Below are 25,756 nucleotides of genomic sequence, written 5' to 3' on the forward strand. Positions count from 1 at the left end.
AATCTTAATTATCAGATTTCTCCAATTCACACAAACTGCGTCCTTCTCTTTCTGCGACAGGTATATTCATCATATATATAGTGCTAGTGCAGTTCTCAAGCGCTATACACTTTTGACTTAAATGATAATTTTTGCCATCATCTTCCTTACAAACGAATATATCACCTTCGTAGAATTCAATACTCGACATAACTTGTGGTATTTTAATCAACTTTTCTCTTGTAATTGTCGTTTGTGAATTAATAGTATCAAGGGTCGTATTCGTGCTATTTAATTGTTCCGTTGTAGGTTCACTTTTATTTGCCTGATACTTTTCAGTTGATAAATTCGCTTGTTTTGTGCTTTCATCATCATTTACATTTGATATTGGTAGTTCAGTTAAAGTTTCAGATTTACTATCCGAATTAGAGATTGAGGTCGGGCTCACTTCCATAGTATGAGCCTTTGAATTAGTAATAGCATTATTGAACATCGTATCCGTGTGCAGGTTTGCAACATTATTAACTGTGGGCCCTCTTTTACTTGCGAGGATTTCACCATTTTCATTGTAAAGAGTAATTGTTTGTTTTAGTTGACCTTCTGAAGAATCTACTGAATTCTCATTCCCATATTCTATTTCCTTACCCAAAGTGTCAAGGTTAACAGGAAAATTTGTATCATCTATATCAGTGTTCGAAATTCGTTCATTTTCTGATCTGTTGGTTTGGTTTATTGGATCTGCATTCAATATTTTAGGATGGTCTCTTCCCGAACTAGAAGTTTTTAGAGGTTTACTGTTCAACTGATAATTGTTCCAGGGTTCTTTAAATATTCTCAGCAATAAACCTAAAATCAATATTCCCAGAACAGCATAAATTATTTGCCTCCAAGGATAAGGTAATGGTGAGAAGAGACCGGCAAGGGCACCTGTAACGTATAGTAAAACAAAGAGGATTCCAATTAGTATACCAGGTAATCCAATCGAGAATAAGAAAAATAGACCTAAAAGTATTGCTAGTGCCCCTAGACAACCAAGCCCAGAAGTTTGAAGTTCGTACCAAAGTTTTGACCTGTTTTCCTTGTTAAAAGTTTTATATATACTATTCCATATAGAATCTTTATTAGGGTCTTGATTTATTGGGGGTGGATCAATTTCTTCATCTTCATCTTCATATCTTATGGGAGTGAATTCTTTGCAATGACATTCTTCCTTTATCTGATTACAATTGTTGCAAGTTTCCACTTGCATTTCATCATATTTGGTTTGGGTTTCTGAAATATAACCGCTGACTAAACATGTGATAGTTCCAAAGGTTTTGTTACCATCCTTTACAACATCAAATATCTGTACTGCTTCTAACTTGGGACCTCTAATGGCTAATTGAACACTGTCAAAATTCCCTATGGGGTCATTCAGCTTTACAATAACATTTTCAAAACTTTTTTGAGTTAGTTGAGTTTCAGAAATAATAGCATCATAAACTGTTTCATTGATAATTTCTGGGTGCTCTCTATCATTTTTAAAGTTGTCAATTTCGCCTTCATAAATATGTATATTGTACAATTCGGATTTAGATAATGGTACCTCAAAGTTTTGTACACCATAGTATTTGCCTATAAAGACACCCTGCACATAGGTTCTCTGATCTACACTGCGCGGAAATGTTAGTGTTTTATAACCCATTTAAATACTTCAAATAATCCGCCTCACTTCCAGTTTTGAGATTTGTTGATTTTACTAAAAGGTTAAAAGGTGGGTCTTCATATCTTTCTTCCAATTCAATTTCTTTTCCAATTTTTTTTTGGAATAGCATAGAATAAATTTCCTTGGTTGCCGTATATTCTTCCACTATGATTTTATGGTTAACTTCTTCTCTAAGCCTTACATATTCACATGAACTAGGAACAGATTGTTTAATAATTATAGGTAGAAAAAATACAATAAGAAAGAAGAAGGTTATTAACCAAACCCATGGATATTTACTGTTTAAAAGAATGATCCCTTTAACAAGATGGGGTGATTGATCTATTTTTTTTTCAGTGATTTCTAACTCACTATTTTTATCATCAATCAATTTTTGAATTTTAGCTTCTAAAAGTTGAATTTTAGCTAAACCATTCTGAATTCTGCCACTAGTAAATTGTTCCTTAATCTTGTCTAGATTCTCTTGGTTCGAAGAAATTTGAGCATCAAAAAGAGTCATAATTTTTCCCTTAGCCTTTTTAATTTCCTTTACTTTTAGTGAAGCTATTTCTCTATTTAATGTCCTTTTAAGCATTACCGTTTCCAATGGTTTGATGACCGTTAAGGCAAGAAGGAGAACAATAAAAATTCTAAATAAAATTGAAATTGAATAACCAGTTCCCACTTTATTAGAATTGCCGGAAATTGTGATTAAGTTAAGACGGTATATGTTGAAAATTATCAAACTGAATAGTATGCCTAAAATCCAGGATAAGTTTGGGATATTGAATATCTGGGCAAAAACATGTTGATAGGAAATCAACGCAATTATGAAAAGTAGAATTATCAAAATACCACTAAAAGCGAAGCGTAGTTGATATTTTGAATTTGAGTTTACAAGTAGAAAACGATCTTCACCTGCTAACTTCCAGAAATGATAGTATGTTCTCTTAGTTGGCACTTAATATTCAGAAATGTAGTTTTCTATATTTTTATCAATGTTCATTTTTTCTTTCTCTTTCCAACGCTCTATAATATAATTGCTCAATTCGGTTTGGGCTTTCATTAAAGCAATTTTCTCATCGATTTTCTTTTCCGCTAAATGACTAATAATTAAATCTCTTTCATGGCCTTCTTTGTCTTTGTAATAATCATATTTTATTTGAATCCCATTTTCAGCTTTTAACAATTCCTGTATGTTATCACCCATGAAATCATATGGGCTTTTAATGAGCATCATTTTGAAGAAAATAGGGGTAAGCTCTATAACAACGAAAAGTAGTGTTATAAAAAAGGTAATCCACGTACCAGCTATTTCATGTGCTAATTTTATTCTCTCCAATAACCCATCCAACCCACTGGCAACTTTTTCATTTTTAGCTAGCTCTTTATCAAGCTCCTCATTCAGTTTTAATTTTTCATTATTTAACCTTTCTAACTCAGATTGATGCTTGCTATCATATTGATTAAGCTTAATTTCTAAGTTGTCTAATTGTTCCTTCAGTGCTTTTGAGAGAGGTCCATTTCCTGCTGTTCCATATTTTCCTTGCAATTGCATAGTATATTCTTGTTCCGCCTTTTTGATTCTTTCTATCAAATCATTTCTATCTGTATCGATTTTGTTGATTTCTTCATTTATAGATTCGAATCGCGAATCATAATTTGCTTTTGTAGCTATTTCATATTCTTTTCGTTTTTTAAGTTGTTCTTGATGAAGTTCTGCATCAATTTCAGATTTAAACATCCTTATTTCCATTGGTTTGGAAATTGTAATTGCAATTACAAGTCCCATAATTATTCTTGGTACTGAATTCACAAATTCACCCCATGTAATGGCTTCGGTTCCATCGCCTTTTCCAGTTGCAGCTACAATGAATCTGTCAATATTAAAAATGATGAGTCCCCATATGATTCCAAAAATACTTGCCATGATTGCTGTTTGGGTATGGGTTCCACCATCCAAAGCAGATCCTTTGGGTTCAAATATGGTGTATATAGCGTAACCTCCAGCTAAAGCTGCCATGAAGCCCGTGGCAACAACAATACCTCCTAGACAAGCGTATTTTACTTGATCTGAATAAGTACTCTTTTTCAAAATATACCCATCTGCACCTGCGGCTTTCCATAACATGCGCATTATAATTCCAGGTTTGGGACTTGTGTAAAATTCTCTTTTCATAATTAACTAGTTGGCTTGGTTTGTATTGGGATTCAATATCAACCCTATATTTTCTAATTCTTTTTTAGAAGTCGTTTGCGCGATATTTTGAAAAATGTCAGATATATAGTCTGTTGAGTTTAAATGTATACTCTGCCTTTTACAGCTGATAGGCTCTTTGGGATACTTTAGAGATATGCCAAAAGGGGTTATATTCTTAAGGAGTTGGTCTTCTTTTCTCTTTATAAAAGGGTTTTTGGATTTTAGATTAATTTTTAAAATGTTTTTTTTAGCTAGAGATTTAACCTTTATACAAGTAAAAAGGGTTGTCCTCCTGTTCGTGCCATAAGCTTTTAACTGGAATTTTGTTTTTTCTTTATTTACTAGAAATAGTAATTGATCGGAGTTAAAATAGATTTTAGATGATTCACATATGGTTATAAAAATTGCATTTTCAACGTCCCATCTCAACTGATTTATAGTCCCTGCAATAGAATAATTAGAATCAACATTAAATGAATTACAAATCAGTTTCTCACCATGGAAATAAAGCTTAAAATACCTCAATAGGATTTTAAATGAATTAAGGATTAAATTAAAAACCAATTTTAGATTGCGTCGTGAGGTATATTTTTCGATCATCTAATATTATTTAATAAACCGCAACAAATTATCCTTCTTATAAACTCAAAGGAAAATTAGGAGAACTAATGATTTCATTATTACGGGTACCCGTAAACACCAGTATGAATATTGGTGATTTTCGGCGAAAAATACAGGGCTTATTATACAGCCTTTTTCTTTAAATTCCCTATAGTTACTTTTATTTAAAATCCAATCCTAGGAGTACTTAAACATAGTTTTTGGAACATCTAAGGAAGTGATTCGAAAGATGGCGTGGTAGAGCAATTTACCTTGCAAGATTACAGCAAAGTAGGCGGTAGCTACCAAATGCTTATAGCCAAGTTACGAGCCAGTTATTATTCTTTATCGTAAAATTCTATGGTGTTCAAAAGTTGTTTTTCAAAGCGATAAATATCATCTATTGATTCAATTTTCTCTCGTGTTTCATTTTTGTCTTGGTCAAATAGGCTTATGTATTTAGCTCCTCCGTTTAAATGAAGTCGGCAAATGGGCTTTCTGTTGTTATCATCTAATAAAATTCCGAAATAGGATTGCGTGTCTCTGTGTACAATCCTCTCTTTTCCAATTTTTCTTCGCAGAATGGCAACCACAATTTGATATCCTTCTATTTCCTCTTCCGTGGTTTCAACTTTACTTTTTGCTTGTTCCTCAATTTGCTCTTCCGCTTGTTGTTTTTCCTGTTCTTTGTTTAATGCAGAATTCAGTCTGTCGTTTACTCTTTCACTAATTATCTGGGTAAAGGCTTTGTTTACAATTTCAGTAAATTCGTCCATCACTTTTGTAGTGAGTCGCCCATTATAAGCGCTGTTTGCAAATAGCCTTACAAAGTCTTGAGAGGGATCCGTAATCTCCTGATCAATTAGGGATTTTATTTCACGAGTGTATTTTAAATTACTTGCATTGTCAACTATTGAAGAAATGTCAAATTTTGATTTATGGAATTTTTCAATTTCCTTGACGGTGTTTTCCTTTAGTTTCGTAATATCAAATTCCAAAAATGGTTTTTCATCCATTTTGTTGGTTTCTTCCAAATCTGTATAAAATCTGTATTGTATTCCGTTGGTTAAAAGTGCGAAGCGAGTTTTTGTCACATGGAAATACCTAAAAAGTTGAGAGTTATGAACATTTAAATTTTGCTTCCAATGTTTGCACTCAACAATTAAAATCGGATTTCCATTTTGAAATATTGCATAATCCACTTTTTCTCCTTTCTTTAGTCCTAAGTCGGCTGTAAATTCCGGTACAACTTCTGTAGGATTAAATGTGTCGTAACCTAAAATATTAATGAAAGGAAGCGTGAAAGCGTGTTTTGTCGATTCTTCAGTATCGATTTTGTCTTTTAGTTGATCGACTTTCTCTGCAATTCCTTTTAGTTGGCTGTGTAATTCCATATTTCTCTTCTATATGCTGTTTCGATAATATTATTTGCAACTTGTTTCTATAGACTTTGTATTACTTTAGATACTATTATTAAAGGGGCAAAGTATGAAGTAAGTTTTGAGATGAATAGTATTTTCATATAAGCTATAGTATCAAAAAGGGTTTAACCTGTACTTGTCATCAAATACCAAAAACTCACGCACTTTCAATTGGATTGTTAGGAATTCATATAATTCTTCATTTCCTATTTCTCTTGACATTGATTAAGGTTAACGCTAGTTTTTAGATACCGAAGCAATTTAAACAGAAGTAATGTCCTAAGATTACGGGTACCCGTAACCACCAAAATGAATTTTGGTTATTTTCGATTGAAATTTTAAAATCCATGAAGCGGCTCTTTTCCTTGATTTTCCTAGTGCTGGTCCATTTTGGAATCCATTCCCAAGAATCCATTAATTTGGTTTCTTGGAATATCCGGGATTTTGGAAAGTCTAAGAATAGTGCGGAATTGGAATTGATGGCAGAAACTGTTATACAATGGCTTTTTGTTACCATATAAAATCAATTTCCAAAACTAAAACTCAAAAAAAAACGGAGTAGTCTGTTATTTTCTAATTATAAATTGGTTCACCATATTTATATTCGATATAGTGAATTTCACTGTCATCAGATTCATTGGAGAATATGATTCCTCTAAAATAATCTATTCGATAGTCCGCTTTTGCCCTAAAAATGAGTGATTCAATATTTTTGGACTCAAATTCTTCAGATAGAGCAATCAGATCGGAATCACTTGTTAGATTAATTGGTATTTCTGTTCCATCAGCATCCAATCCAATAAAACTTACATCACGCGCACCATTTCTAATAAGAAAACGTAACTGAATAAGCATTCTATAGTCTACAAATAAATAAACTGGTATAGTTTGGGTTTCATCAGCCGAAAAAACATCATCCTCAGTAAAATAAATAGATCTTTCATCCTTGTCAATTATACCTTTAGGGTTGTTGCCATCTGAAGCAAATTGGGCAGCAGAGGAAAAAGCAAAACCTTCTACATATCTATCTCCAAAAGTATAACGCTCCGTTTTATACTTTTTGTCTTGCGTAATAAAAAGGGTTCCTCCTCCTTTTTTGTTAAAATAGTAATCGGTTTGGGTCATTACAGCGTCCAATACATTGTATCTTCCATCGCTTCTGTAAATTACATTGGAGAAAGATTCTTTGTTTTTGTCAATTGTTTTTTTTCGGGCTATAACCATTCTAAACTCCAATTCGGAATCGGCATCACTGGCCCCAAATTCTCCCAAGATACGGGAATTACTACCTGCAGACCCCAAAGTTAGGTTTACATTGGGATAGTTTTCCTCAATCCATGTATCGTTTATTACTTTGTTTAGAGTGAATCCATTACAGGCATTGTGTGGAGACATTGAACGAACACTTTCAAGCTCAACTAATTTTGCCGATTCTTCTTGACTGGTAAGAGTGTCATCAGTTGTACACATCGCCAACGGCAATGTTGTGAAAACCATAACTAAAAATTTGCAACTAAATTTGACGGATTTCATTCTGTTTGCTTTTAAGAATTAAAGTATTACTTCTCCAATTTTTTTATCCCACCCATCAGGATAAAAATATTCTACTTTTTTTACCTTCACTTCAAGCATACTCAATCTATCATCATAATCTGGTCTTTCGAATGAGTATGTTATAATAGTATTTAAATTCTTTGTTGAAAAGGGCCCAGGATTGCTGTCATTTTCTTCAAAATATTTAAACAACTTTTCCGCTTCCTCTATTGACATATCAAAACCCTGGATTATAGGATGTTTCTCACCTTTATATCTAAAATTTATTGTGCCATGCCAATCCCCTTGAATACCCGCAAAACTGACCAAAACATAATGCCCAACGCCAAACTTGATTTGTTCTGATTTCATATCGTACGTACTTATGTTTGCACCTCTGTAATCTTTGAACTTTAACTCGGTAGGATCAACTTTTTTTGATTCATCATTAGTCATTGTCACTCTTGATTCCCAATTTTTTCTCACCTCCCTTAATTTGAAGGGATTATTCTGATTATCAAAAATACTTCGGTCACCCTCCATAGCATAAATATAATACTCTGATAAATTGATATATGGGCTTGGAACGGAAGCAGAACAACAATTCCCCCCATTCTTATATTCTTCAATAGAACGAGGGTTATCTAGAAATTGACCGTAATCAGTATCGGAACAGAAATTAATTGCCCCCAAAAAAAACATTCTCAAATTTTCTTTCTGAAGTTTTAGTTTGATTGCCTTAATTTCCTTCAGACTTTGGGCCGAGGAGTAATTAATGGATAAAACACTTAAAAATAAGGTAAAGCTTAATTGGTTGATTATTTTTTTTGCTCTCACGTTTATGATTTTGAATTAAACAATAGTTACTTATAATTTCAATTATCAGTTTTAGGCTATTAGTTTGAGCTTTGTTTTTTTATGGACCTCTCCAAGGTAAATTTTCCCGGAGAAATTAAGCCGTGATAATTGTTAACAAAAATAAATTTAGAAATAAAGTAGTTATCAATTATAACTAGGAAGGTAAAGGCTTTTATTTTTTTGCATAAACTGCTAAATATGTTATTGAAGGCGAACCTATTTCCGAGAAATTTTGTTGATAAACGCGTAGAAATCTTACTATAAGGTTCGACCAAATTGGTTTCTTGGGTATTGGTAATTTTTGAATCTCCAAATCCATAGCAGTATGCTTTGCAAAATGTCTTTGAATGATTATAGCATCTTTTTCACTCGTACTTATCTCAAACGAGTTATTTCCGATTTCCATTTTTTCTGTTTTTTCCAATATTGGTTCAATAGTTTTACAACAATTTCGGACGTGCTTAGTTGTTTATTTTAGCAGTGTTCATTCTATTACCTATAATTATATTGTGTAAATTTTTTTTGTTTGGTTAAGCAAATTCTTCTTCTACTTTCACTAACTCAGCTAATTTCAACGCCACATTTTTCATTGGTTCTTCGTTAGTGTCAAGTCCGCTTCTTGAACCTAGTAAAGGGCTCACTTCCCGTAGCTTTTCAAATGTTGTATTATGAACTATAGGAACGAGTAAATCACGGGCTAAAAGTGCAGAAAGTTCCTTATCGGCAATTCCTTCATTTCTTACTCGGTTAATGAAATTTGGTGTTACTAAGACAATACCAACTCTGGAATTAGCGAGGCCTTTATCGATTTCTCGTAGTAAAGAAGAACCCAATAGTACGTCCTTTTCACTAAACCACACTGATACGCCATTTTCTTCTAGTAAGTCGTGTAATTCGTTTGCTGACTCTTTCCGGTCATCCCAAGCGTGACAAAGAAAAATATCTCGAAGGTCAGGAATAATAGCACGTTTTTCAACATTTTCACGAACCGGTGTTAAAGTTCGAATTTCCGCCGAAGTATAATAGACACTTGATGTAGGACTTGACCAACTTGCTTTTTTATTTCTTGTGCTTCTACCACTATAGCTTCCACCTCCATAATTACCTCTATACGATGAGTAAGTTGGTGAATATGGGCTATACCCTCCACGTCCTCCGCAGGCAGGACAATTCGCCCTTCCGCTAGCTGTTCTATGTCCCCGGTTTGGTGCTGTACATCTTGCCATCGTGCTTTTATTTTTTATTGATTTACGAAAGGGATTTATCTAATTCTTCAATACTCATCTTCCCGCTTCTATTTTTTAGGTTATAATTAATTTTACTTACCGAAGCAATTTAAACAGAAGTAATGTCCCTAGATTACGGATACCCGTAAACACCAAAATGAATTTTGGTTATTTTCGATTGAAATTTTAAAACATATGAAGCGGTTCTTTTCCTTGATTTTCCTAGTGCTGGTCCATTTTGGCATCCATTCCCAGGAATCCATACGCCTGGTTTCCTGGAATATTCGGGACTTTGGAAAATCCAAGAATAGTGCAGAATTGGAACAGATTGCCGAGATTGTCCGTGATGCGGATATCCTGGCCATTCAAGAGGTAGTGGCCGGGTATGGGGGTGCCCAGGCCGTGGCCAAATTAGCGGACATTTTAAACCGAAAGGGGGCTCAATGGGACTACGTGATCAGTGATCCCACCAACAGCTCCAAGTACGTGACCGAGCGATATGCCTTTATTTGGAAAACCAGGCATATAAAAATCAAGAATAGAGGGGCGCTGATCAAGGATTTGGTCCATCTTGTGGATAGGGAGCCTTTTTATTTGGACTTCTATGTTGATGGAGAAAAAGTGACCGTCCTAAATTTTCATTCCCGTTCGCACGACAAAAACCCGGAAGCGGAAATTGCGGCTATTTCAGCGTATTTGGCGAAGAACGATTCCTATCACCCCATTATTTTGGCCGGGGATTTTAATGTGGATGAAAAGGAAGCTGTCTTTGATGAAATTAAAGGCCTTGGTTTTAAAGCGGCCATTTCCAATCAGCCCACTACCTTAAAGCATGCCTGCGACGGGCACAACTATTTGAACTACCCCATAGACAATATTTTTTATAGAGGGGTACGAAAAGAAAAGGGTAGCGTCATCGATTTTGTAAAAGTGTGTGAGAATCTGGAGGACTCCAGGAAATTATCAGACCATGTACCTGTCCATCTAAGCTTTCGTTTAGTTGACTAATCCTCCAAGCGACACAAGGTTCTGTTCATCCGCTTGGCTTCGGCTAAAGTAATCTTATAAATTTTTGACGAGCATCTAGAAAGTCCTCGACAATTGGATGCATAATGGTATTTAGTACTAGATGATGTTTTACAAATAAACACATCATTTTCGGTATCTGACTGATTGGTCACTAAGTAAATCAATAGAAAAAAACTAAATGCATGTTTCAACACTTGGTTATTACTTTATTTATAAAGGCTGTGGTCAATTTTCATCAAAGAAAAATTCATGGATTTCAATGATACTATTACGTTTGATCTGTACAAGGTCCGTCGTCTTTTTAAGATAGATTCCTAAACTTCTTTCATTATAGATGAATTTCATATCGTCTGAATAGTCGGTAACCAAATACATGTCCCCGTCTATTTTATAAAAATCCACATCTTGGCCTTTTTTGCCCTTAATTCCTCTATTTAATACTTTGCCGTTGGTCAGCGCGTCACGAATAATAGATTCATTCTCTACTCCCGAGGCTACTTTTGAATAGGCAGTCATCATATTCATCCATTCCTCGTTGTTAATCAGAAACCACTGGACTTTATTGAAATCAATGCCATACTCGTTGATCCATCCATAACTGGTAAAACCAAACAACACCGATTTTTCACCGAGCAGCGGTTCATCATTATAGATATCGAACTCTTGTATTTTAAAGGTAATTACGGAGGTGGTGGACATGTCCTTTAACTTCTTTCCATCAAAGTCCAAAGTCTTAAGGGAGAATTGATTGAACTCCGGATGGTGGGTCAAAAACCATTCCGTTGCCGATAGTTCGGCTTGTTCTTTCATTTGTTCCACTGCGGCAATTCCGGCCCCTATGGCCGCAATGCCAGCCACGGCCCCTGCAATGGCCGCACCATTGTCCTGAGCCTTCATATTTAAGTTGGAAAGAAGTAGAATTGAAAGTAAAAAAAAGGTCAATTTTTTCATATTGGGTATGGTTTTAAAAAAGGCCTTACCTACCAAGTCAGCGTTTCCCCCGAATACTTCATTGGCAAGCAGGCCATGGGTTAGTGTAAAATATATTGGGCGTAAACCTAGAGAGATAAATAAAAACAGCCTTACGGAATCCCGTAAGGCATCAAAAATTTAAAGTTTTGAAACTAAATAAGGCCCAAATCCTTTACAATGGCAATAAGTTGAATGGCATTGTTGGCATTGAAGTCGACCCTAAGTTTGTTCAATCGTTTTTCAATGGAACTTAGGCTTGCGGGGGAAATATTATTCTTTTTGTAATAATCGCTTATTTCTTCTTGCGACATGCCCTTGGACAGATGGCTCAGAAGGGCAATGTCATAATCAGTGATATCCAGATCGGAATGTGTTGAAAGCGCATTATCAACCTCTGGTGAGACATATTTTTTTCCTTTTATGATATCCGTTATGGCACTAGAGAGGTTTTTCAATCCCCTACGGGTCTTGCAAACATATCCGTTGATTTTGTAGCTGTTGAAAAGTTTCTTTACAACCTGTATTTTATCCTCGATGCTGTACACAATAATTTTCATGTCGCGGTCATCTTGTCGTATCCTTTCAATGAGATCGGGACCGTTGGGATATTTTTGGGTACGATAGTCTTCCTTGAACGAAAGATCGGTAATCAAAAGGTCAAAAGGTTTTTTGTCCAAGCGGGCCTTTTGAATGCGCACGTACGCATCGTCGCAATATTGCACTTGTTGTACTTCTTGGATTCCAAGTTCGTTGAGCATGGCAAAGACACCTTTATTGATGTCCTCCATATCTTCCGCTATCAAAACTTTTTTGAACATACCTCCGCTAAACTAAAATGGTAGCCTTAAAGCCATTGCCAGGGCTGGTTTCAAAACTAATCTTTCCGTCCAATGAATGAATACGGTTTTCCGCATTTTGAAGTCCGCTGGTCTTTTTAAGCGTACATCCAATGCCATTATCGCTATATTTTATTTGTAGTTTCTTCTTTTTACCTTCAAAGGAAATTGCAACCGAGGTAGCCTTGCTATGTTTCCTCATGTTGGTCATGAGTTCCTGCAGCACCCTATATATTCCTACCTTTTTTAGGCTGGAATACTTTTCCCAGTGTATCTTGTTCAGATTAACGGTCACCAGACTTACCTTTTGATTTTTATATCCAAGGAGCATATCATTTAGGTCCATACCAAAGTTGGAATCAACATCGATGTCGCCCGTTTCCTTCGAAATATTCCTGGTTTTTAGGTAGATTTTTTCCAGTTTGTCCAAGGTAGCTTCTTTATTTTCCCCATCCAGTTCCAAACTGGCAATAACCTTGTACATATCATTGGCTACTTCGTCATGGACCTTTTTGGAAATTCTGGATTCCGTTTTGTATACTTCCTCCACCTTCATTTTTTTATATCGATATCTGTAAACGAAGAAGGAAGCAAACAGTAACACCGTGGCGATCGATACCAAAGCCTGGTACTGTATCCGTTTTCTTCTTTCAATTTCCCTTAAAAGGTTGGAGGCTTCGGTCTTTTTTTGTTCTTCGGCCAAATTGTATTTGGCATAGGCGTTTTTGTTTTCGGTGATGGTTTTAGCGATTTCCATACTATCCTTCAACTTTTTATATGCAGCTATTTTTGGGTCTGTACTTTGTTGCAGGTAGAGGGAAAGGGCATCCAATGTATAGGTGGTGCTGTTTATATTTTGGGCAACGAAGTAGGCACTGTCGGCATAACTCTTGGAGGTTATATCATTACCCGCATCCTTAAAATAATAAGAAAGGTTTTTGAAACTGGAATAAAGGCCGGTCAAATAGTTTTTGTTTTGCCGTATTTCCTTTGCCTTGATCAGGTTATCCAAGGCTCCGTCATCCTTTAGCTGGGATTGAACCGCTCCAAGATTGTCAAGGGCCAAGGCCCATTGAAGACTATCGTTCAAAATGCGGCTTTTTTCCGCCAAAAAGGCATAGATTTTAGCAGCATCATCATATTTTTCAAGGTCTTTGAAAATATTGGCTTTGTTATTGAGGGGTACAATACTGTCCCTAATAGTGGGTGCAACTCCAAGGGCCTCATTGAAGGCTTTCATGGCTTCGTCAATATTTAATTGGGAACGGTATATCCTGCCCAATTGATTATACAATCCAATTTTTGCGTTTACCAATGTATCAGCAAAGGAGTTGGCCCTTACAAGTTGTAAGGCCTCAACAATGTACGTTTCACTGTCATAAATATTGCCAATCTTAAATTCCCCTATGGCGAGCAATCTTAAATCACTAATGGTATGGGTAGTGTCATTTTGCTTTTTGTGCAGTTCCAATCGCTTCTTATAATATTGAATCCCCAAGGGAAGGTGTTCGGAAGTCTGTGGGGTTAAAATTGCTCTGTAATAATATGAGGAACTATCAATCTCTTTTTGGGCGATGAGACAATTCATCGCCACCATCATAAAGAAGAGGAATGAAATCTTTTTAAATTCCATTCCTCTAATGTATAAATTAATTACTTATCCGGTGGTGGGGGAGGTGGTGGAACATCTTCACCATCACCGCAGCAGGCCTCTACTTGTATTTCCGCCTGGACCATATCCTCAGGGTCGCATGAAAATAACATCCCATTGAGGATAACCGTAAAAATTGTTATATAAATCCGTTTCATTTTGTTTTAATTTTTTGGACATGCCAAGGCCTGTCCGAGTTATTACCCAGTTAAATCTGCGGTCCTGGACCGCTGTGAAAATGAAGGGACGTCTCCCGGTTTTTGAGAAGTAGAAATCTAAATGCGGCAGTGTTGAACCTACTTCTCAATCGGGTCTTGACCGACCGCATATTAGATTTCCGAGCGATTGATTCTCGAGGTTGCCATGGTAGCTAACTATGGCAGCAATCAATCTGAACCAAAGAAATGAAGGATAGGGGGTAAAAGCTTAGACAAACCTTGGACAAGTTTTTGACTTGTTTTGGACATCAATGAAAACAGGCGTTTCCAGAGGAATTTGAAATTATGGAAAGACCAATTATTAATGTAATTTTAGGGATATGAAGGATTCCAAGGTTAAAGAAATTGTCGAAAAGGTCTTTGAAAAGGCCAAAGAGACTTCTGTCCATGACTCAAAAAACGCCCTATGCAATCATGTAGCGGATTCCTGTAACCTTAGTTATAAAACATTAGAGCGATTGTATGGGAAGTACATAGAAAAAAATGGGGAGAACTCTAAACAATCCGAAAATACCGTAGACGAATTATGTAGATATCTAGGGTATATATCCTATTCCGATTATTTGGGGAAAAGGAAAATGGGAGAGGGACTAAAAAGAGGGGGAAGGACATGGAAATTATTGATTGGAGTCAGCTTACTATTGATATTGGTAGCATTGATATACTACCAAATTTTTGACCAGAGGTGTATGACGTGGACGGGAAAGGAGTATGTGAAGGTAGGTTGTTCGTCTTCCCAACAAAATGAGGTGGAACCCTTGGATACGTTTAGGATGGAACGAATGAAAAAGGAAGAAGTAAAACCAAGTACCACATTCTTTAACGAAGAGACGGGAGAGGCACTCTATTGGTATTACAAGTCGGATAATAATACGGTCGAATTTTTTACTTCTCCAGGACTTCATCCCCTTCACAAAAAGACGCTAAAGGCGGTAACACCATATATCATTGAGAAATATGTGCCTAAACATAACTATAATCCCAGCTCGTTTGTTAATTAGCCTATTTCAAAGTCTAAAGATTCATCGGCTATTTGTAACTTTAATTTAAATACATCGAAATAAATATTTTCAGAAGGCAACGGTCATTGTCCTTCTCGTCCTTAAATGAAGATGTATTGAAGTAGCAAGTATTGAATCAAGAATTAGCGTATTTTGAGAATTACCTATTTCCTTGTTTCTTATCCAAACTATGAAGGATTTTGTGAATGGGTGACCGTATAGGCCTTCAATCCAGATTTTGGATGTTATTATCTATTACGAGTAGATTGACTTAAATTGCATCCAACGTTTATGGTTTTTAGGCAACACAACTCGTTGCGTTGAAAATGGAAATACAAAGGGAATAAAGTAAACAAATGGAGATGAAACCACGGTTACATGTAAATGTAGGACGTTGATTGACTGATTTTGAAACGTTGATTTGGCGTTGCTATATGTTTTTCTTGTTGAATTACCGTAGTTGTTGGCAACGTTATATGGTTGTTGCATGCGGTTGTGAGATAAGATGAATTAACGAGTATGTAGCTATGTTTAACTAAAATAGGATACCTAGTCTTTACAATTCGATTTGCAATAATCTCATGCTGATAATTGTTGACAGATAATGAGACATTTGCAAATAGGTGATGAATAGTTGACATTCAAGGCCAGTTAACCGTTGCTTTTCAACTCTTTTTTCGGAACAAGGTGTCTATTAGGTATTTCTTCGCTTCCTCATCAGTGGGCATACGCGATTGCCTTGATTTTTTGCCCAGTTTCTTATTTTCCGAATCCAAAGGCTCTTTTTCCTTTTTCGTAGACACATTGAAAAAGCGGTCTTCCTCAAACGAAAAATCCTCATTTAGGTCCAAAAGGGATTGAAGCCCTCCCTGGAACTTTATTATTTCAGTTAATACGGGAACGTTCGCTATTAACTCGGAGGTAAAATACTCTTTTTTACCCATTAGAAAATGTTCCAAACCTTCCTGATGATCTTTAATGGCCCTCGATGCCAAGGTAGTTCTCTTGTCATAGCAGTCTTCCAAAGGGGTGCTGTTCACAATCCTTTTGGTACCCCTGGCCGAATTGTTGAAACCTATCCATTCGACACTTTTCTCTTTTATTGCGTCAGCGATGTACAGATAGTATTGCCTGGCCTCTTTTTTTTTTCTCCTTAGGCCCCATACCAAAGGTAATTTTGTTAAATGGGTGGAGGTAAAGCATACAGTTATCCTCAATGAAATGGGAGTAGTGGTCCTTTAGAAACTCATAATATTCAAGTATTAGTTTCTTATTGGGTTCCAAAACGACTTTAAAATTGTTGTTGGATTCGTTTGACTTGAATAGTTCAGAAAGAGGAACTACACGCTGTTTTTCAAATAGCCTTCTTTTGAGGTAAAGCAGATGCTTTTTTTCTTCATCCAAATTGGAGAGGTCGGTATTTTTAAGACGTCCAAAATACTTCATTCTTTATCTGGTGTTTCTTTATTGTAGAAGGTAGGATCTAAATAGTTGGAATAGTCTTTTGGCAATTCCGCATCGATATCACGCAGATATTTTTCCAGTGCTGTTAGGGTAGTATGTCCGGTTATCAGCATCAATTTACTTTTGACTTCCATAGGGGACATGGTTTTTGACATTTCACGATATATCATTCCAATATTCGTATGCCTGTAGCTGTAAAGGCCATATTCATCTCCCAAATTAAAAATATCCTTGATTTTTTTGAACCGTCGAGAAAAGTAATTCCTTCTATCTACTTCTTTTAAATCCCAAGGTTCACCAAGACCATATGGAGTGAACAAAAATTGGTCAGGTTCCATTTTCGAAAGGTCGGGCATCTTGCTGAATAATATATCCGGGATAATCTTGATTTTTACAGGTTTGTTCTTCGCCCGAATAAATAATTTTTTATCCCGCACATCAATATCTTTAACGCGTAATCTACAGACTTCGATTGGCCTTAACATATTATAGGAGATAAATTGTATAAAGAGTAGGAGTAGTGGGTCATTCTCCTTCATGTAAACTTCCAATTTTTCTAAATGTTCCGTTGTATAGGTCTTGTTTCTTTTAGGCTTTGTTTTGAGAACATTTATTTTTTTAATGAAATTTTCTTCGATGATTTCATTATTTTCCAACGTGGTAAAAAGAGAGCTAAGGTTGGTTCTGCTGTTATTTCGGTTTCTGGATGAACTGGTACTAAGCATAGAATTGAGATACGTTATAACAGTCTTTTTATCGATTTCCCGAATGCCCTTTAGATCTGGTCGCTCAGAGCGTAAGCATTTTTGGAATCTTGTGATATGGTTCTTGTACTTCTCAAAGCCAGAGGCAGCAAGTGTATCTTTTTTATTTTAAGTCCATATTCTAGGGCTTCATGAATCTCCATTCCTTTATCTACAGGTTTTTGTTTCGTTTTTCGAGGGTTCTGGGGTAAACTAGGTTTTACCTGTTTAGTCTCTACCTTTTCCCTTTTTATTTTGGAATGTTTCTTTTTTTGATGGGATTCTCCTTCTAATTTTTGAACGAGCTCAGAATTATCCTCGTACGGATTGAAACCCATCGCAAGCAATTGGTGCAGGTTGTTCCGAAGAATTGCGAGAAATTGATAACGTTCCTTCTTCGTAGCAAAATTATTGGCACCTCCTTTAATTTGTGCCTGCCGCACCATCTTACCTGTTTCAGGGCTTCTAAAGGAATAATACACGTACCATCGTTTATCTAATGCCGCCTTTTGTTCCTTTCTTGACAAGGTGGACCACTTGGAGATATCTACTCCACCTGTATAGATTTTGACTCAGAAAAAGAGACTTACGTGAAAAACGTATGCCTTTTCGTATTCCTTTTGTAAAATTAGGAAAATCATGGACATAAAAAAACGGTTTGTAAACACACAAACCGTTGATTTATAAAGGTTTTCACCTTGTAGCGAGAGAGGGACTTGAACCCTCGGCCTCCGGGTTATGAATCCGACGCTCTAACCAGCTGAGCTACCTCGCCATGGTAATTTTTGCGGCTGCAAATATAGAGTTTAATTTTTTGTTCATCAACATATGAGGTCTAAAAAATATTAAGCATCTTTTATTTTTTAATCATATAGAAATATATATATTGGGCGCATAAAGACGATCGAATGAGCGAAAAAATTAAATTTGAAATAGAGTACGTTATACAATCCTCCCCCCAATTACTTTATCAATACTTGGTAACACCCTCCGGCCTTTCCGAATGGTTTGCCGATAATGTAAATTCACGGGGTGAGAAATATATTTTTATTTGGGACGGTGCAGAGGAAGAAGCAAAATTACTGAAAAGAAAATCCGATGAATTTGTACGCTTTTCTTGGGCCGAAGGTGATGAAGGAACCTATTTTGAGATGAAGATTATTGTCGATGAGATTACCAAGGATGTATCGCTATTCATAACCGATTTTGCCGAAGAGGACGAAGTGGACGAGGCAAAGATGTTATGGGAGAACCAAGTATCCGATTTAAAACAGGTGCTAGGATCAAAATAGAATTTCTTTATGAAACCGTATCTTTGGGCCTTTAAAGTAAAGGCCTTTTTTTATGGTAAATTTTAATGGGGAATTAGTTGGAAACGAACAAGGTTTTTTTAATCACCAAAACCGCGGTTTCAAGTATGGGGATGCTCTTTTTGAGACCATAAGGGAAGTTAACGGCCATATTTATTTTTTGGAGGAGCATTACCTTAGACTTATGGCTTCTATGCGTATTTTACGCATGGAAATCCCCATGAATTTTACCTTGGAATTTTTTGAGGAGGAAATTCACAAGACCATAAGTCCCAATGAAACCTCACCTGCCCATAGGATTCGTTTTGCCGTTTACAGGAATGATGGGGGTTTATATACTCCACAGACTAATGATATTTCCTATGTGATCGAAGTAAGTAGTTTAGATGCGCCTTTCTATGTTCTGAATGAAGCTGTTTATGAAGTAGAACTCTTTAAGGATTTTTATTTGAATACCGACATGTTGTCAAACCTAAAGACGAACAATAAAATAATTCACGTAGTGGCGGGCATTTATGCAAAGGAAAACGATTATCAGAATTGTTTGTTGCTCAATAATGATAAGTCCGTCGTGGAAGCCATAAACGGGAATATCTTCGTAGTAATTGGAAATTTAGTCAAGACGCCCCCCTTGAAGGATGGGTGCTTGGACGGAATCATTCGAAAAAAAATACTTACCATGTTGAAGGATGATGAAGTTTTGGAAATCGTAGAGGAGAGTATATCGCCCTTTGAACTTCAAAAGGTAGATGAGCTTTTTATCACCAATACTATCCAAGGAATCGTTCCGGTTACCAACTATCGCAAAAAGGAGTATACATCGGCGATGGCCAAAAGGCTCGTTGGAAGATTGAATGCCCTTGCCCGATTGGCCGTTTAATCCGCATTATCCAAAAACAGGTACATCTTAGCTTTTATTGAAACAACTGGTCATTTATAGTAAAATAGGTTAGCCTTTAAGTATTTCGTTATCAATACCATGTCAAATAAAAATGGCTGCCGATTTACTGATTCATTTGCCTGATGCCTTCATCGCACAAATTTCAATGAAACCAAGGTATTGATAAACTTTACTGCTTCTACACGAAAAATGTAATGGGAGTAAGCTTTTGCTCATTTGGTAACCGCAACGTGTATATTAAATATGTTTAGAGTTATCAGGGGAATACCTTTTACAGAACATCATTTAATTACTTTGTACCTGTAATTCCATATTCAATTTTTGGTAGTTGATCTTCGCTAACTGCTAACTGCTAACTGTAATTGGAGTCCCTCAATTAAGACTAGGGTTTTCCGGTGCATTGGACCATAATAGATAGTCTCCACCTAGTTCCAGCATTTTTTCCTTCCAAAAAGCTCCAGAGGGTTTTTGTATAATCTGACTCCGATATTCATTCTTGACAACTATCCAAGACTTGGATGATAGCTCCTTGTCCAGTTGGAGAGAAGACCAACCGGAGTAGCCCAGAAAGAACCTTATATCGTCTTCGGAAATAATGTGGTTATTGATAAGATCTACGGTCTTATCAAAATCACCGCCCCAATAGATACCGTCCGAAATTTCAACGCTATTATCGATTAGATGGGGTACTTTATGAATAAAGTATAGATTGTCCTGCTCAACGGGTCCGCCATTGTATACTTGAAAGGGTTTGGAGATTTCGGTAACAAGATCACTTATTTGATATTCCAAAGGTTTATTGAGTATAAATCCTACGGACCCCTCTTCATTGTGCTCCGCAATAAGAACTACAGATCTATTGAAGGAAACGTCACCTGTTAGAGACGGCTCAGCAATTAACAACTTACCCTTGTTTGGCTTTAAATGCACCATATTTAAACACCTGAATAATCCTAAAGTAAGACATTTCACATTAATTTTCCAAACTGGGAATAAAAAAAGGCACTTAATAAGTGCCTTTTCATATGATAATCTTGCAATTATTTAGTTAACTGCATCGCTTAGGTCAGAACCTGCCTTAAACTTAACAACGTTTTTAGCTGCGATTTGGATAGTTTTACCAGTAGATGGATTTCTACCTTCTCTTGCATTTCTTTTAGATACGGACCAAGACCCGAAACCAACTAGAGAAACTCTATTGCCCTTTTTTAGAGCACCTTCAACATTTCCTAAGAAAGACTCCAATGACTTTTTAGCCGCTGCTTTAGTGATGCCCGCGTCTGCTGCCATTGCATCAATCAATTCTGTTTTGTTCATAATCTGATTAAATTAATTGTTGTTAAATAATTTTAAACCTATAACAAATTTATATGGATTTACGACCAACACAAGTAAAATGGGGGCAAATCCCTTATTTTGTTGATAACTCAAGAGGTTTGTTGATAAAGTAAGGCTTTTTTTACGTCTTCGGCTATCCCAATAATGACGGGGCTTCAGCCAATTTTGGCATTTTTTGATAGATTAAGGCCATTCAACAGATCTGATACCGTCATTTTTCGTTTCCCCTGAAGTTGTACTTCCCATAATTTCAGGAACCCATTTTTAACTGCAACTTTTAGCTCTTTTTTGTCGAACAGTAAGCTCCCAAAATCCAAGGAATGGTCTGTTTTTTCCTTGGTAGCCTTATAGATTTTAATATCCAGTTGTTCCCCATCATTTGTTAGGGTGCTCCAAGCGGCGGGGTAGGGGCTCAATCCCCGAATCTTATTATATATTTCATCCATGGGACGGCTCCAGTCGATTTTGCATGTATCCCTTTGGATTTTATGGGCCACTTTCAATTCGGCCGGATTTTCCTGTACCATAGCACCCATATTTCCTTGTGAAATCCTTTCCAAAGTTTCCATAACGGCATCGGCGCCCAATACCATCAAACGGTCATGTAATGAACCAGCGTCCTCGTCCTTGTGAATTTCGGTTTCCTTTTGGAGGATGATAGCCCCTGTGTCTATTTTATCATCGATAAAAAACGTGGTGACTCCCGTTTTTATTTCGCCATTGATAATGGCCCAGTTGATGGGGGCCGCGCCCCTATATTGGGGCAGCAGGGAGGCATGGAGGTTAAAAGTGCCAAATTCCGGCATTTGCCAAACGGCCTTTGGCAACATTCTAAAGGCAACGACCACTTGAAGGTTCGCGTTCAATGCCTTTAATTCTCCCAAAAAATCCTCGCTCTTGAGATTGGTCGGTTGTAAAATGGGCAGGCCCTTGTCCTGGGCGTATTTTTTTACTGCGGACTCGTTTAGTTTTCTTCCCCTTCCAGCAGGTCTGTCAGGGGCCGTAACCACACCTACTACTTTGTAACCGCCTTGAACGATGGCATCCAAAATCCCCACGGCAAAATCTGGGGTTCCCATAAATACTATTCGTAATGCTTGCATTAGATGATTTTATATTCGTTTTTGGAGGTAATCTCCACAATCCCGTCTTCCAAAAGTTCTTGTAATACCAGTAGGAGCAATTCTTGTTGGCACTGAAGCAAAGTTAGCAATGTTCTTGAGGAGGCATCCTGATTTTTCAGTAATCCTATCGCTCTGTTCTTGAGTTCCAGAAGTTGAGTACCCTTAGAAGGAGCTCCTAGACATACGTCGCAGATTCCACAGGAATCGGGGTTCTTTTCCCCAAAATAGGTTAGCAATTGCTTACTTCGGCATACATGGTCCGTTCCAATATAATTAAGCATGGCCGTTACCTGGGCCTGTTTCAATTGGTTCTGTTCGTTGATAGTTTTCGCAAATCGATTTATGGTCTGCTCATCTTCCCTTGGTACCAAAAAGGTAATTTCAAGGTCACTATGGGAAGCATTGTATTCGATTATTTCATCCCGCGCCAAAATTTCGAGGTATTCCAGCACTTTCTTTTCGGGGAAACTTAATTTTTTGGCCAGGGTAAAGGTATTGATGACCGTATGGTTTTCAAAAATTCCGCCATAGGTTCGCAATATCAATTTTGTCAGGTCGTCTAAAAAAGCGTTTCTACCTAAATAGCCTAAAAGCAATTCTTTGGTGCATATAAAGAGTACACTGGACATACGGTTGAAAGATTCAGATAGTGCGATGACGGAGTATCTATCCATAATCTTCAATACATTGTATGTTATCAGAGTATTTAACTGATAGGCATCACAGAATTCATTGAAATGTATTCGAAATGTTTCGTTACTCCCTTCCCCATAGGCGATTTGAAAATAGTTGTTCAGTTTTCTATAGATGTATTTTACCGTGGAGACATCGGGCAATACATCTAAAAATTGTTTTTTGGCAAGTTCTTGGTCGGTTTTATTTGTGATGAGGATTGCAGCGGCCTTTTCCCCATTACGTCCAGCCCTGCCTGCTTCCTGAAAATAATTTTCGATACAGTCCGGAACTTGATAATGAATCACAAGGGAAACATCGGCCTTATCGATACCCATGCCAAAAGCATTGGTGGCTACCATTACCTTTATCTCGTTCTGGAGCCATTTGTCCAATTTGTCCCTTTTGTCCTTTTCGGGAATTCCCCCGTGATAGAACGTCGACGAAATCCCATTTTGTAAAAGATAGTTACTGATATCCTCGGTAACCCTTCTCGAGCGTGTGTAAATTATTCCGCTACTTTTTAGTCGCTTGCAATAATACAAAAGTTGAAACCGCTTGTCTTCTTGGGTATCTACCCTAAAGGAAATATTATCCCGTACGAACGATTGCTTTTGAATCAGTGGATTCAACAATTCCAATTGCTTAACAATATCCGCTTCTACCCTTTGTGTGGCCGTAGCGGTCAAGGCCATCATAGGGACTTCTGGATGAAGCTCCCTTAGGATTTTACATTGTAGGTACGCCGGACGAAAATCGTGGCCCCATTGCGAAATACAGTGGGCCTCATCGACCACCAAAAAATTGACGTTCATCTGACGGATGCGGTCCTGTACCATTTCCTGCTCCAAACGTTCAGGAGACATGTATAGAAATTTGTAGTCTCCATAGACACAATTGTCCAGAAGATCATTAATCTCCTCAAAACGCATCTTGCCGGTCATGCCAATGGCCTTTATACCCATGCTTTTTAATTGCGAAACCTGGTTTTGAATTAAGGAGATTAAAGGGGAAATTACGATACAGATACCCTCGGTGGCCATGCTGGGAACTTGAAAGCAAACCGACTTCCCACCACCTGTGGGCAATAATGCCAAAACATCCCTACCATTGAGGGCCGCTTTAATAATTTCTTCCTGAGAGCCCTTAAAATGTGGGTAGCCCCAATATTCTTTGAGTACTTTATGTGGATCTAAGCTCACTTATATGATTATCCTTTTCACTATATAATTCAAACGCTCCGCTACAGTTCCAAATGGTACTTCCTCGATGTCGTAACCCAAAGATCGGTAGGTCTCTTCCAGATGAATATGTAGGTCTACAGCCTGGGAATAGCTTTCCAATCGCTCATTGTCCTGTACATAGATTTCTTCCCAAGGAGGGAGAATGAACACTTGGTCATATCTATATTGCTTACAAATCTCCTTGAACTCCACATCGTATGCTTGTCCAAAATAGTCCATATAGGCCAAAACATCGGGGGTGCCCCGGTCGTAAAAAAGTACATCATTTTTTAGGTTTCCGGCCTCTTGGAACTGTGCCAATCTACCTTTTAAAAGTGTATGGTTAAATGCCAAAGAATCGTCCACAAATTCAATGGGGTTGCTCAAAACCGAATCTGACCTTTGCGATTTTTTGGCCTCCAGGGTCATGGTACGAATGATTTCATGAAAGCAGTAATATCCACTATCTTCCAAAGATTTAATTACCGAAGTCTTTCCGGTGCCGGGGGCACCGGTTATCACAATCCTCTTAAAGTCCAAATACTGTAGATTTACCCTGTAAATTTACGCAAACGCTAGGTTTTAAAAAACTAATCATTTACCCGTATCTTTGTAAAAAATAATATAATGGCAGAAAATAATTCTGATGCGTTTTATAGTAAATTAAGGGAACAGTTATCAGCGACTAGCACATGGCCCTCAAATTACTTGTACAAATTCATTGTTTTATCTGATCAGGAAAAAATCAATAGCATACACAAGATTTTTGACAATATGGGTGCCGTCATCGAATCAAAAAAATCCAAAAACGGAAAGTACACCAGTGTTTCGATTACCGTCAACCTCAAGAATCCGGACCAGGTCATTGAGAAATATAAGGAAGTAGGGGCTATAGAGGGAGTGATTTCCCTCTAAAATCAATGGTTCCAAATTCCTAGGGGTATTTAAGGAGTTACAAGTGTGAGGGATTATTCTTTGGATTTCGGGCAAAATTCAATAAGTTAAATTTCGATTATGTAGTAAAATAGTATTTCCGCCATAATTTTATTACTTTGCAGACGTTAAAAAGAAGACTTCTTCGAAACATTTTTTAAGATAAATTTTCCAATTTGGATTTAGTAAACAACCTCGAATACAATACAGAGCGTCCCCAATTGATCATCCCTGAATACGGTAGGCATTTTCAAAAAATGGTGGACTATGCCGTTTCCATAAAAGATGATGCAGAACGTAACCGTGTGGCAAAGTCCATTATCAGCGTTATGGGCAACTTGCAGCCCCACTTGCGCGACGTGCCTGATTTTCAGCACAAATTGTGGGATCAGCTATTTATCATGTCCGACTTTAAACTCGACGTGGAATCACCTTTCCCAATAACTTCTAAGGAGATGTTGCAAAAGCGTCCAGAACCTTTGGAATATCCCCAGAACTATCCTAAATACAGATTTTACGGGAACAACATCAAGCGAATGATCGACGTTGCCGTACAATGGGAAAAAGGTGACAAGCGCTCCGGCCTGGAGTACGCCATTGCCAATCATATGAAGAAATGCTATCTTAACTGGAACAAGGAAGTTGTGGACGATACCGCAATTTTCAACCATTTGTACGAGCTGAGCAATGGTGAAATAGATTTGGCCGCCAAAGGCGAAAATCTTACCGATAGCGGACAATTCCTTAAAAACAAGGTTGCCAAAACCCCAAGGCCAAGTTCCGGTAAAAAGAATAGAAACAATAATCGCGGTAAAAAACGCTACTAAACTTCCATTTCCT

28 protein-coding genes and 1 tRNA gene are annotated in these 25,756 nt (G+C 37.1%); 7 read left to right on the forward strand and 22 right to left on the reverse strand.

Translation table 11 applies throughout. From position 1 onward, the window contains the following. Positions 1-4: 4 nt before the first annotated feature. The 5 genes from FEK29_RS08655 to FEK29_RS08675 form a co-directional block, all read right to left on the reverse strand. On the reverse strand, positions 5-1,663 hold the full coding sequence (locus tag FEK29_RS08655) for a hypothetical protein (protein WP_138258035.1): 1,659 nt from the start codon (positions 1,661-1,663) through the stop codon (positions 5-7). After that, entirely contained in the window at positions 1,653-2,624 is a 972-nt protein-coding gene (locus FEK29_RS08660) for a DUF4407 domain-containing protein (protein WP_138258036.1), read from the reverse strand. Before FEK29_RS08660 ends, FEK29_RS08655 begins: the two co-directional genes overlap by 11 nt. Further along, positions 2,625-3,842 (reverse strand): DUF4407 domain-containing protein, encoded by a 1,218-nt coding sequence (locus FEK29_RS08665; protein WP_240042702.1) that lies wholly within the window; start codon positions 3,840-3,842, stop codon positions 2,625-2,627. Positions 3,843-3,848: 6 nt separating this feature from the next. Continuing rightward, on the reverse strand, positions 3,849-4,463 hold the full coding sequence (locus FEK29_RS08670; protein ID WP_138258037.1) for a hypothetical protein: 615 nt from the start codon (positions 4,461-4,463) through the stop codon (positions 3,849-3,851). A 338-nt stretch (positions 4,464-4,801) separates the two neighbouring features. Continuing rightward, positions 4,802-5,857 (reverse strand): type I restriction endonuclease, encoded by a 1,056-nt coding sequence (locus FEK29_RS08675; RefSeq protein ID WP_138258038.1) that lies wholly within the window; start codon positions 5,855-5,857, stop codon positions 4,802-4,804. Between the two features lie 374 nt (positions 5,858-6,231). On the opposite strand from FEK29_RS08675, the gene FEK29_RS17935 reads away from it, so the two are divergent. Continuing rightward, positions 6,232-6,405 (forward strand): hypothetical protein, encoded by a 174-nt coding sequence (locus tag FEK29_RS17935; RefSeq protein ID WP_161595336.1) that lies wholly within the window; start codon positions 6,232-6,234, stop codon positions 6,403-6,405. A gap of 52 nt (positions 6,406-6,457) precedes the next feature. On the opposite strand, the gene FEK29_RS08680 is transcribed toward FEK29_RS17935, so the two are convergent. From FEK29_RS08680 to FEK29_RS08690, 3 genes are all read right to left on the reverse strand, one after another. Continuing rightward, positions 6,458-7,417: a hypothetical protein gene (locus FEK29_RS08680; RefSeq protein ID WP_138258039.1), complete on the reverse strand. Its 960-nt coding sequence runs from the start codon at positions 7,415-7,417 to the stop codon at positions 6,458-6,460. Positions 7,418-7,435: 18 nt separating this feature from the next. After that, positions 7,436-8,254 carry a hypothetical protein gene (locus FEK29_RS08685; protein ID WP_138258040.1) on the reverse strand — a complete coding sequence of 273 codons (819 nt, stop codon included), beginning with the start codon at positions 8,252-8,254 and terminating at the stop codon, positions 7,436-7,438. 551 nt (positions 8,255-8,805) lie between these two features. Beyond that, a complete protein-coding gene (locus tag FEK29_RS08690) occupies positions 8,806-9,501 on the reverse strand; it encodes a toll/interleukin-1 receptor domain-containing protein (RefSeq protein WP_138258041.1) in 696 nt (231 codons plus the stop codon). 195 nt (positions 9,502-9,696) lie between these two features. Between FEK29_RS08690 and FEK29_RS08695 the strand changes: the two genes are divergently transcribed. Further along, complete coding sequence (locus FEK29_RS08695; RefSeq protein WP_138258042.1) at positions 9,697-10,509, forward strand: endonuclease/exonuclease/phosphatase family protein; 813 nt, start codon at positions 9,697-9,699, stop codon at positions 10,507-10,509. Between the two features lie 246 nt (positions 10,510-10,755). Here FEK29_RS08695 and FEK29_RS08705 read toward each other — a convergent pair whose 3' ends face one another. From FEK29_RS08705 to FEK29_RS18045, 4 genes are all read right to left on the reverse strand, one after another. Next, a complete protein-coding gene (locus FEK29_RS08705) occupies positions 10,756-11,481 on the reverse strand; it encodes a hypothetical protein (protein ID WP_138258044.1) in 726 nt (241 codons plus the stop codon). Between the two features lie 173 nt (positions 11,482-11,654). Then, positions 11,655-12,320 carry a DNA-binding response regulator gene (locus FEK29_RS08710; protein ID WP_138258045.1) on the reverse strand — a complete coding sequence of 222 codons (666 nt, stop codon included), beginning with the start codon at positions 12,318-12,320 and terminating at the stop codon, positions 11,655-11,657. A gap of 7 nt (positions 12,321-12,327) precedes the next feature. Beyond that, positions 12,328-13,971, reverse strand: a complete 1,644-nt coding sequence (locus FEK29_RS08715) for a tetratricopeptide repeat-containing sensor histidine kinase (protein ID WP_138258046.1) — start codon at positions 13,969-13,971, stop codon at positions 12,328-12,330. A gap of 20 nt (positions 13,972-13,991) precedes the next feature. Beyond that, complete coding sequence (locus FEK29_RS18045) at positions 13,992-14,147, reverse strand: hypothetical protein (RefSeq protein WP_162850211.1); 156 nt, start codon at positions 14,145-14,147, stop codon at positions 13,992-13,994. Positions 14,148-14,527: 380 nt separating this feature from the next. On the opposite strand from FEK29_RS18045, the gene FEK29_RS08720 reads away from it, so the two are divergent. Continuing rightward, complete coding sequence (locus FEK29_RS08720) at positions 14,528-15,208, forward strand: hypothetical protein (RefSeq protein ID WP_138258047.1); 681 nt, start codon at positions 14,528-14,530, stop codon at positions 15,206-15,208. Between the two features lie 665 nt (positions 15,209-15,873). Here the strand turns inward: FEK29_RS08720 and FEK29_RS08725 are convergent. From FEK29_RS08725 to FEK29_RS08740, 5 genes are all read right to left on the reverse strand, one after another. After that, entirely contained in the window at positions 15,874-16,248 is a 375-nt protein-coding gene (locus tag FEK29_RS08725) for a hypothetical protein (RefSeq protein ID WP_138258048.1), read from the reverse strand. 67 nt (positions 16,249-16,315) lie between these two features. Continuing rightward, positions 16,316-16,654, reverse strand: a complete 339-nt coding sequence (locus FEK29_RS08730; RefSeq protein WP_138258049.1) for a hypothetical protein — start codon at positions 16,652-16,654, stop codon at positions 16,316-16,318. Further along, a complete protein-coding gene (locus FEK29_RS18130) occupies positions 16,651-17,328 on the reverse strand; it encodes a site-specific integrase (protein WP_240042703.1) in 678 nt (225 codons plus the stop codon). The genes FEK29_RS08730 and FEK29_RS18130 overlap by 4 nt, the downstream gene beginning before the upstream one ends. Before the next feature lie 119 nt (positions 17,329-17,447). Further along, positions 17,448-17,942, reverse strand: a complete 495-nt coding sequence (locus FEK29_RS18135; protein ID WP_240042704.1) for a hypothetical protein — start codon at positions 17,940-17,942, stop codon at positions 17,448-17,450. 174 nt (positions 17,943-18,116) lie between these two features. Then, positions 18,117-18,190, reverse strand: a tRNA-Met gene (locus FEK29_RS08740). A 133-nt stretch (positions 18,191-18,323) separates the two neighbouring features. Here FEK29_RS08740 and FEK29_RS08745 point away from each other — a divergent pair. Both FEK29_RS08745 and FEK29_RS08750 read left to right on the forward strand, forming a co-directional pair. Further along, positions 18,324-18,707 (forward strand): START-like domain-containing protein, encoded by a 384-nt coding sequence (locus FEK29_RS08745; protein WP_138258050.1) that lies wholly within the window; start codon positions 18,324-18,326, stop codon positions 18,705-18,707. A gap of 52 nt (positions 18,708-18,759) precedes the next feature. Then, entirely contained in the window at positions 18,760-19,605 is an 846-nt protein-coding gene (locus FEK29_RS08750; RefSeq protein ID WP_138258051.1) for an aminotransferase class IV, read from the forward strand. 393 nt (positions 19,606-19,998) lie between these two features. Here FEK29_RS08750 and FEK29_RS08755 read toward each other — a convergent pair whose 3' ends face one another. From FEK29_RS08755 to FEK29_RS08775, 5 genes are all read right to left on the reverse strand, one after another. After that, positions 19,999-20,559 carry a YqgE/AlgH family protein gene (locus tag FEK29_RS08755; RefSeq protein ID WP_138258052.1) on the reverse strand — a complete coding sequence of 187 codons (561 nt, stop codon included), beginning with the start codon at positions 20,557-20,559 and terminating at the stop codon, positions 19,999-20,001. Positions 20,560-20,670: 111 nt separating this feature from the next. Continuing rightward, positions 20,671-20,943, reverse strand: coding sequence for an HU family DNA-binding protein (locus FEK29_RS08760; protein WP_138258053.1), 273 nt, complete (start codon positions 20,941-20,943; stop codon positions 20,671-20,673). A gap of 176 nt (positions 20,944-21,119) precedes the next feature. After that, entirely contained in the window at positions 21,120-22,067 is a 948-nt protein-coding gene (gene fmt, locus FEK29_RS08765) for a methionyl-tRNA formyltransferase (RefSeq protein WP_138258054.1), read from the reverse strand. After that, the gene (locus FEK29_RS08770) at positions 22,067-23,962 is read right to left on the reverse strand and encodes a RecQ family ATP-dependent DNA helicase (RefSeq protein WP_138258055.1); all 1,896 of its coding nucleotides are present in this window, start codon (positions 23,960-23,962) and stop codon (positions 22,067-22,069) included. The genes fmt and FEK29_RS08770 overlap by 1 nt, the downstream gene beginning before the upstream one ends. Then, the gene (locus tag FEK29_RS08775) at positions 23,963-24,523 is read right to left on the reverse strand and encodes an RNase adapter RapZ (protein WP_138258056.1); all 561 of its coding nucleotides are present in this window, start codon (positions 24,521-24,523) and stop codon (positions 23,963-23,965) included. 87 nt (positions 24,524-24,610) lie between these two features. Here FEK29_RS08775 and FEK29_RS08780 point away from each other — a divergent pair, with 87 nt between their 5' ends. Both FEK29_RS08780 and FEK29_RS08785 read left to right on the forward strand, forming a co-directional pair. Then, positions 24,611-24,898, forward strand: a complete 288-nt coding sequence (locus FEK29_RS08780) for a DUF493 family protein (protein WP_138258057.1) — start codon at positions 24,611-24,613, stop codon at positions 24,896-24,898. Positions 24,899-25,092: 194 nt separating this feature from the next. Next, a complete protein-coding gene (locus FEK29_RS08785) occupies positions 25,093-25,743 on the forward strand; it encodes a DUF4290 domain-containing protein (RefSeq protein ID WP_138258058.1) in 651 nt (216 codons plus the stop codon). The last annotated feature ends 13 nt before the right edge of the window (positions 25,744-25,756 follow it).

The sequence above is a fragment of the Maribacter aurantiacus genome, assembly GCF_005780245.1.
Lineage (GTDB): Bacteria > Bacteroidota > Bacteroidia > Flavobacteriales > Flavobacteriaceae > Maribacter > Maribacter flavus.

Bases quoted from the DNA above. Each gene is read 5' to 3' on its own strand.
- FEK29_RS08655 (WP_138258035.1), bottom strand. From the start codon at position 1,663: ATGGGTTATAAAACACTAACATTTCCGCGCAGTGTAGATCAGAGAACC.
- FEK29_RS08665 (WP_240042702.1), bottom strand. From the start codon at position 3,842: ATGAAAAGAGAATTTTACACAAGTCCCAAACCTGGAATTATAATGCGC.
- FEK29_RS08670 (WP_138258037.1), bottom strand. From the start codon at position 4,463: ATGATCGAAAAATATACCTCACGACGCAATCTAAAATTGGTTTTTAAT.
- FEK29_RS08675 (WP_138258038.1), bottom strand. From the start codon at position 5,857: ATGGAATTACACAGCCAACTAAAAGGAATTGCAGAGAAAGTCGATCAA.
- FEK29_RS17935 (WP_161595336.1), top strand. From the start codon at position 6,232: ATGAAGCGGCTCTTTTCCTTGATTTTCCTAGTGCTGGTCCATTTTGGA.
- FEK29_RS08680 (WP_138258039.1), bottom strand. From the start codon at position 7,417: ATGAAATCCGTCAAATTTAGTTGCAAATTTTTAGTTATGGTTTTCACA.
- FEK29_RS08690 (WP_138258041.1), bottom strand. From the start codon at position 9,501: ATGGCAAGATGTACAGCACCAAACCGGGGACATAGAACAGCTAGCGGA.
- FEK29_RS08695 (WP_138258042.1), top strand. From the start codon at position 9,697: ATGAAGCGGTTCTTTTCCTTGATTTTCCTAGTGCTGGTCCATTTTGGC.
- FEK29_RS08705 (WP_138258044.1), bottom strand. From the start codon at position 11,481: ATGAAAAAATTGACCTTTTTTTTACTTTCAATTCTACTTCTTTCCAAC.
- FEK29_RS08710 (WP_138258045.1), bottom strand. From the start codon at position 12,320: ATGTTCAAAAAAGTTTTGATAGCGGAAGATATGGAGGACATCAATAAA.
- FEK29_RS08715 (WP_138258046.1), bottom strand. From the start codon at position 13,971: ATGGAATTTAAAAAGATTTCATTCCTCTTCTTTATGATGGTGGCGATG.
- FEK29_RS18045 (WP_162850211.1), bottom strand. From the start codon at position 14,147: ATGAAACGGATTTATATAACAATTTTTACGGTTATCCTCAATGGGATG.
- FEK29_RS08720 (WP_138258047.1), top strand. From the start codon at position 14,528: ATGAAGGATTCCAAGGTTAAAGAAATTGTCGAAAAGGTCTTTGAAAAG.
- FEK29_RS08730 (WP_138258049.1), bottom strand. From the start codon at position 16,654: ATGAAGTATTTTGGACGTCTTAAAAATACCGACCTCTCCAATTTGGAT.
- FEK29_RS08745 (WP_138258050.1), top strand. From the start codon at position 18,324: ATGAGCGAAAAAATTAAATTTGAAATAGAGTACGTTATACAATCCTCC.
- FEK29_RS08750 (WP_138258051.1), top strand. From the start codon at position 18,760: ATGGTAAATTTTAATGGGGAATTAGTTGGAAACGAACAAGGTTTTTTT.
- FEK29_RS08755 (WP_138258052.1), bottom strand. From the start codon at position 20,559: ATGGTGCATTTAAAGCCAAACAAGGGTAAGTTGTTAATTGCTGAGCCG.
- FEK29_RS08760 (WP_138258053.1), bottom strand. From the start codon at position 20,943: ATGAACAAAACAGAATTGATTGATGCAATGGCAGCAGACGCGGGCATC.
- fmt (WP_138258054.1), bottom strand. From the start codon at position 22,067: ATGCAAGCATTACGAATAGTATTTATGGGAACCCCAGATTTTGCCGTG.
- FEK29_RS08780 (WP_138258057.1), top strand. From the start codon at position 24,611: ATGGCAGAAAATAATTCTGATGCGTTTTATAGTAAATTAAGGGAACAG.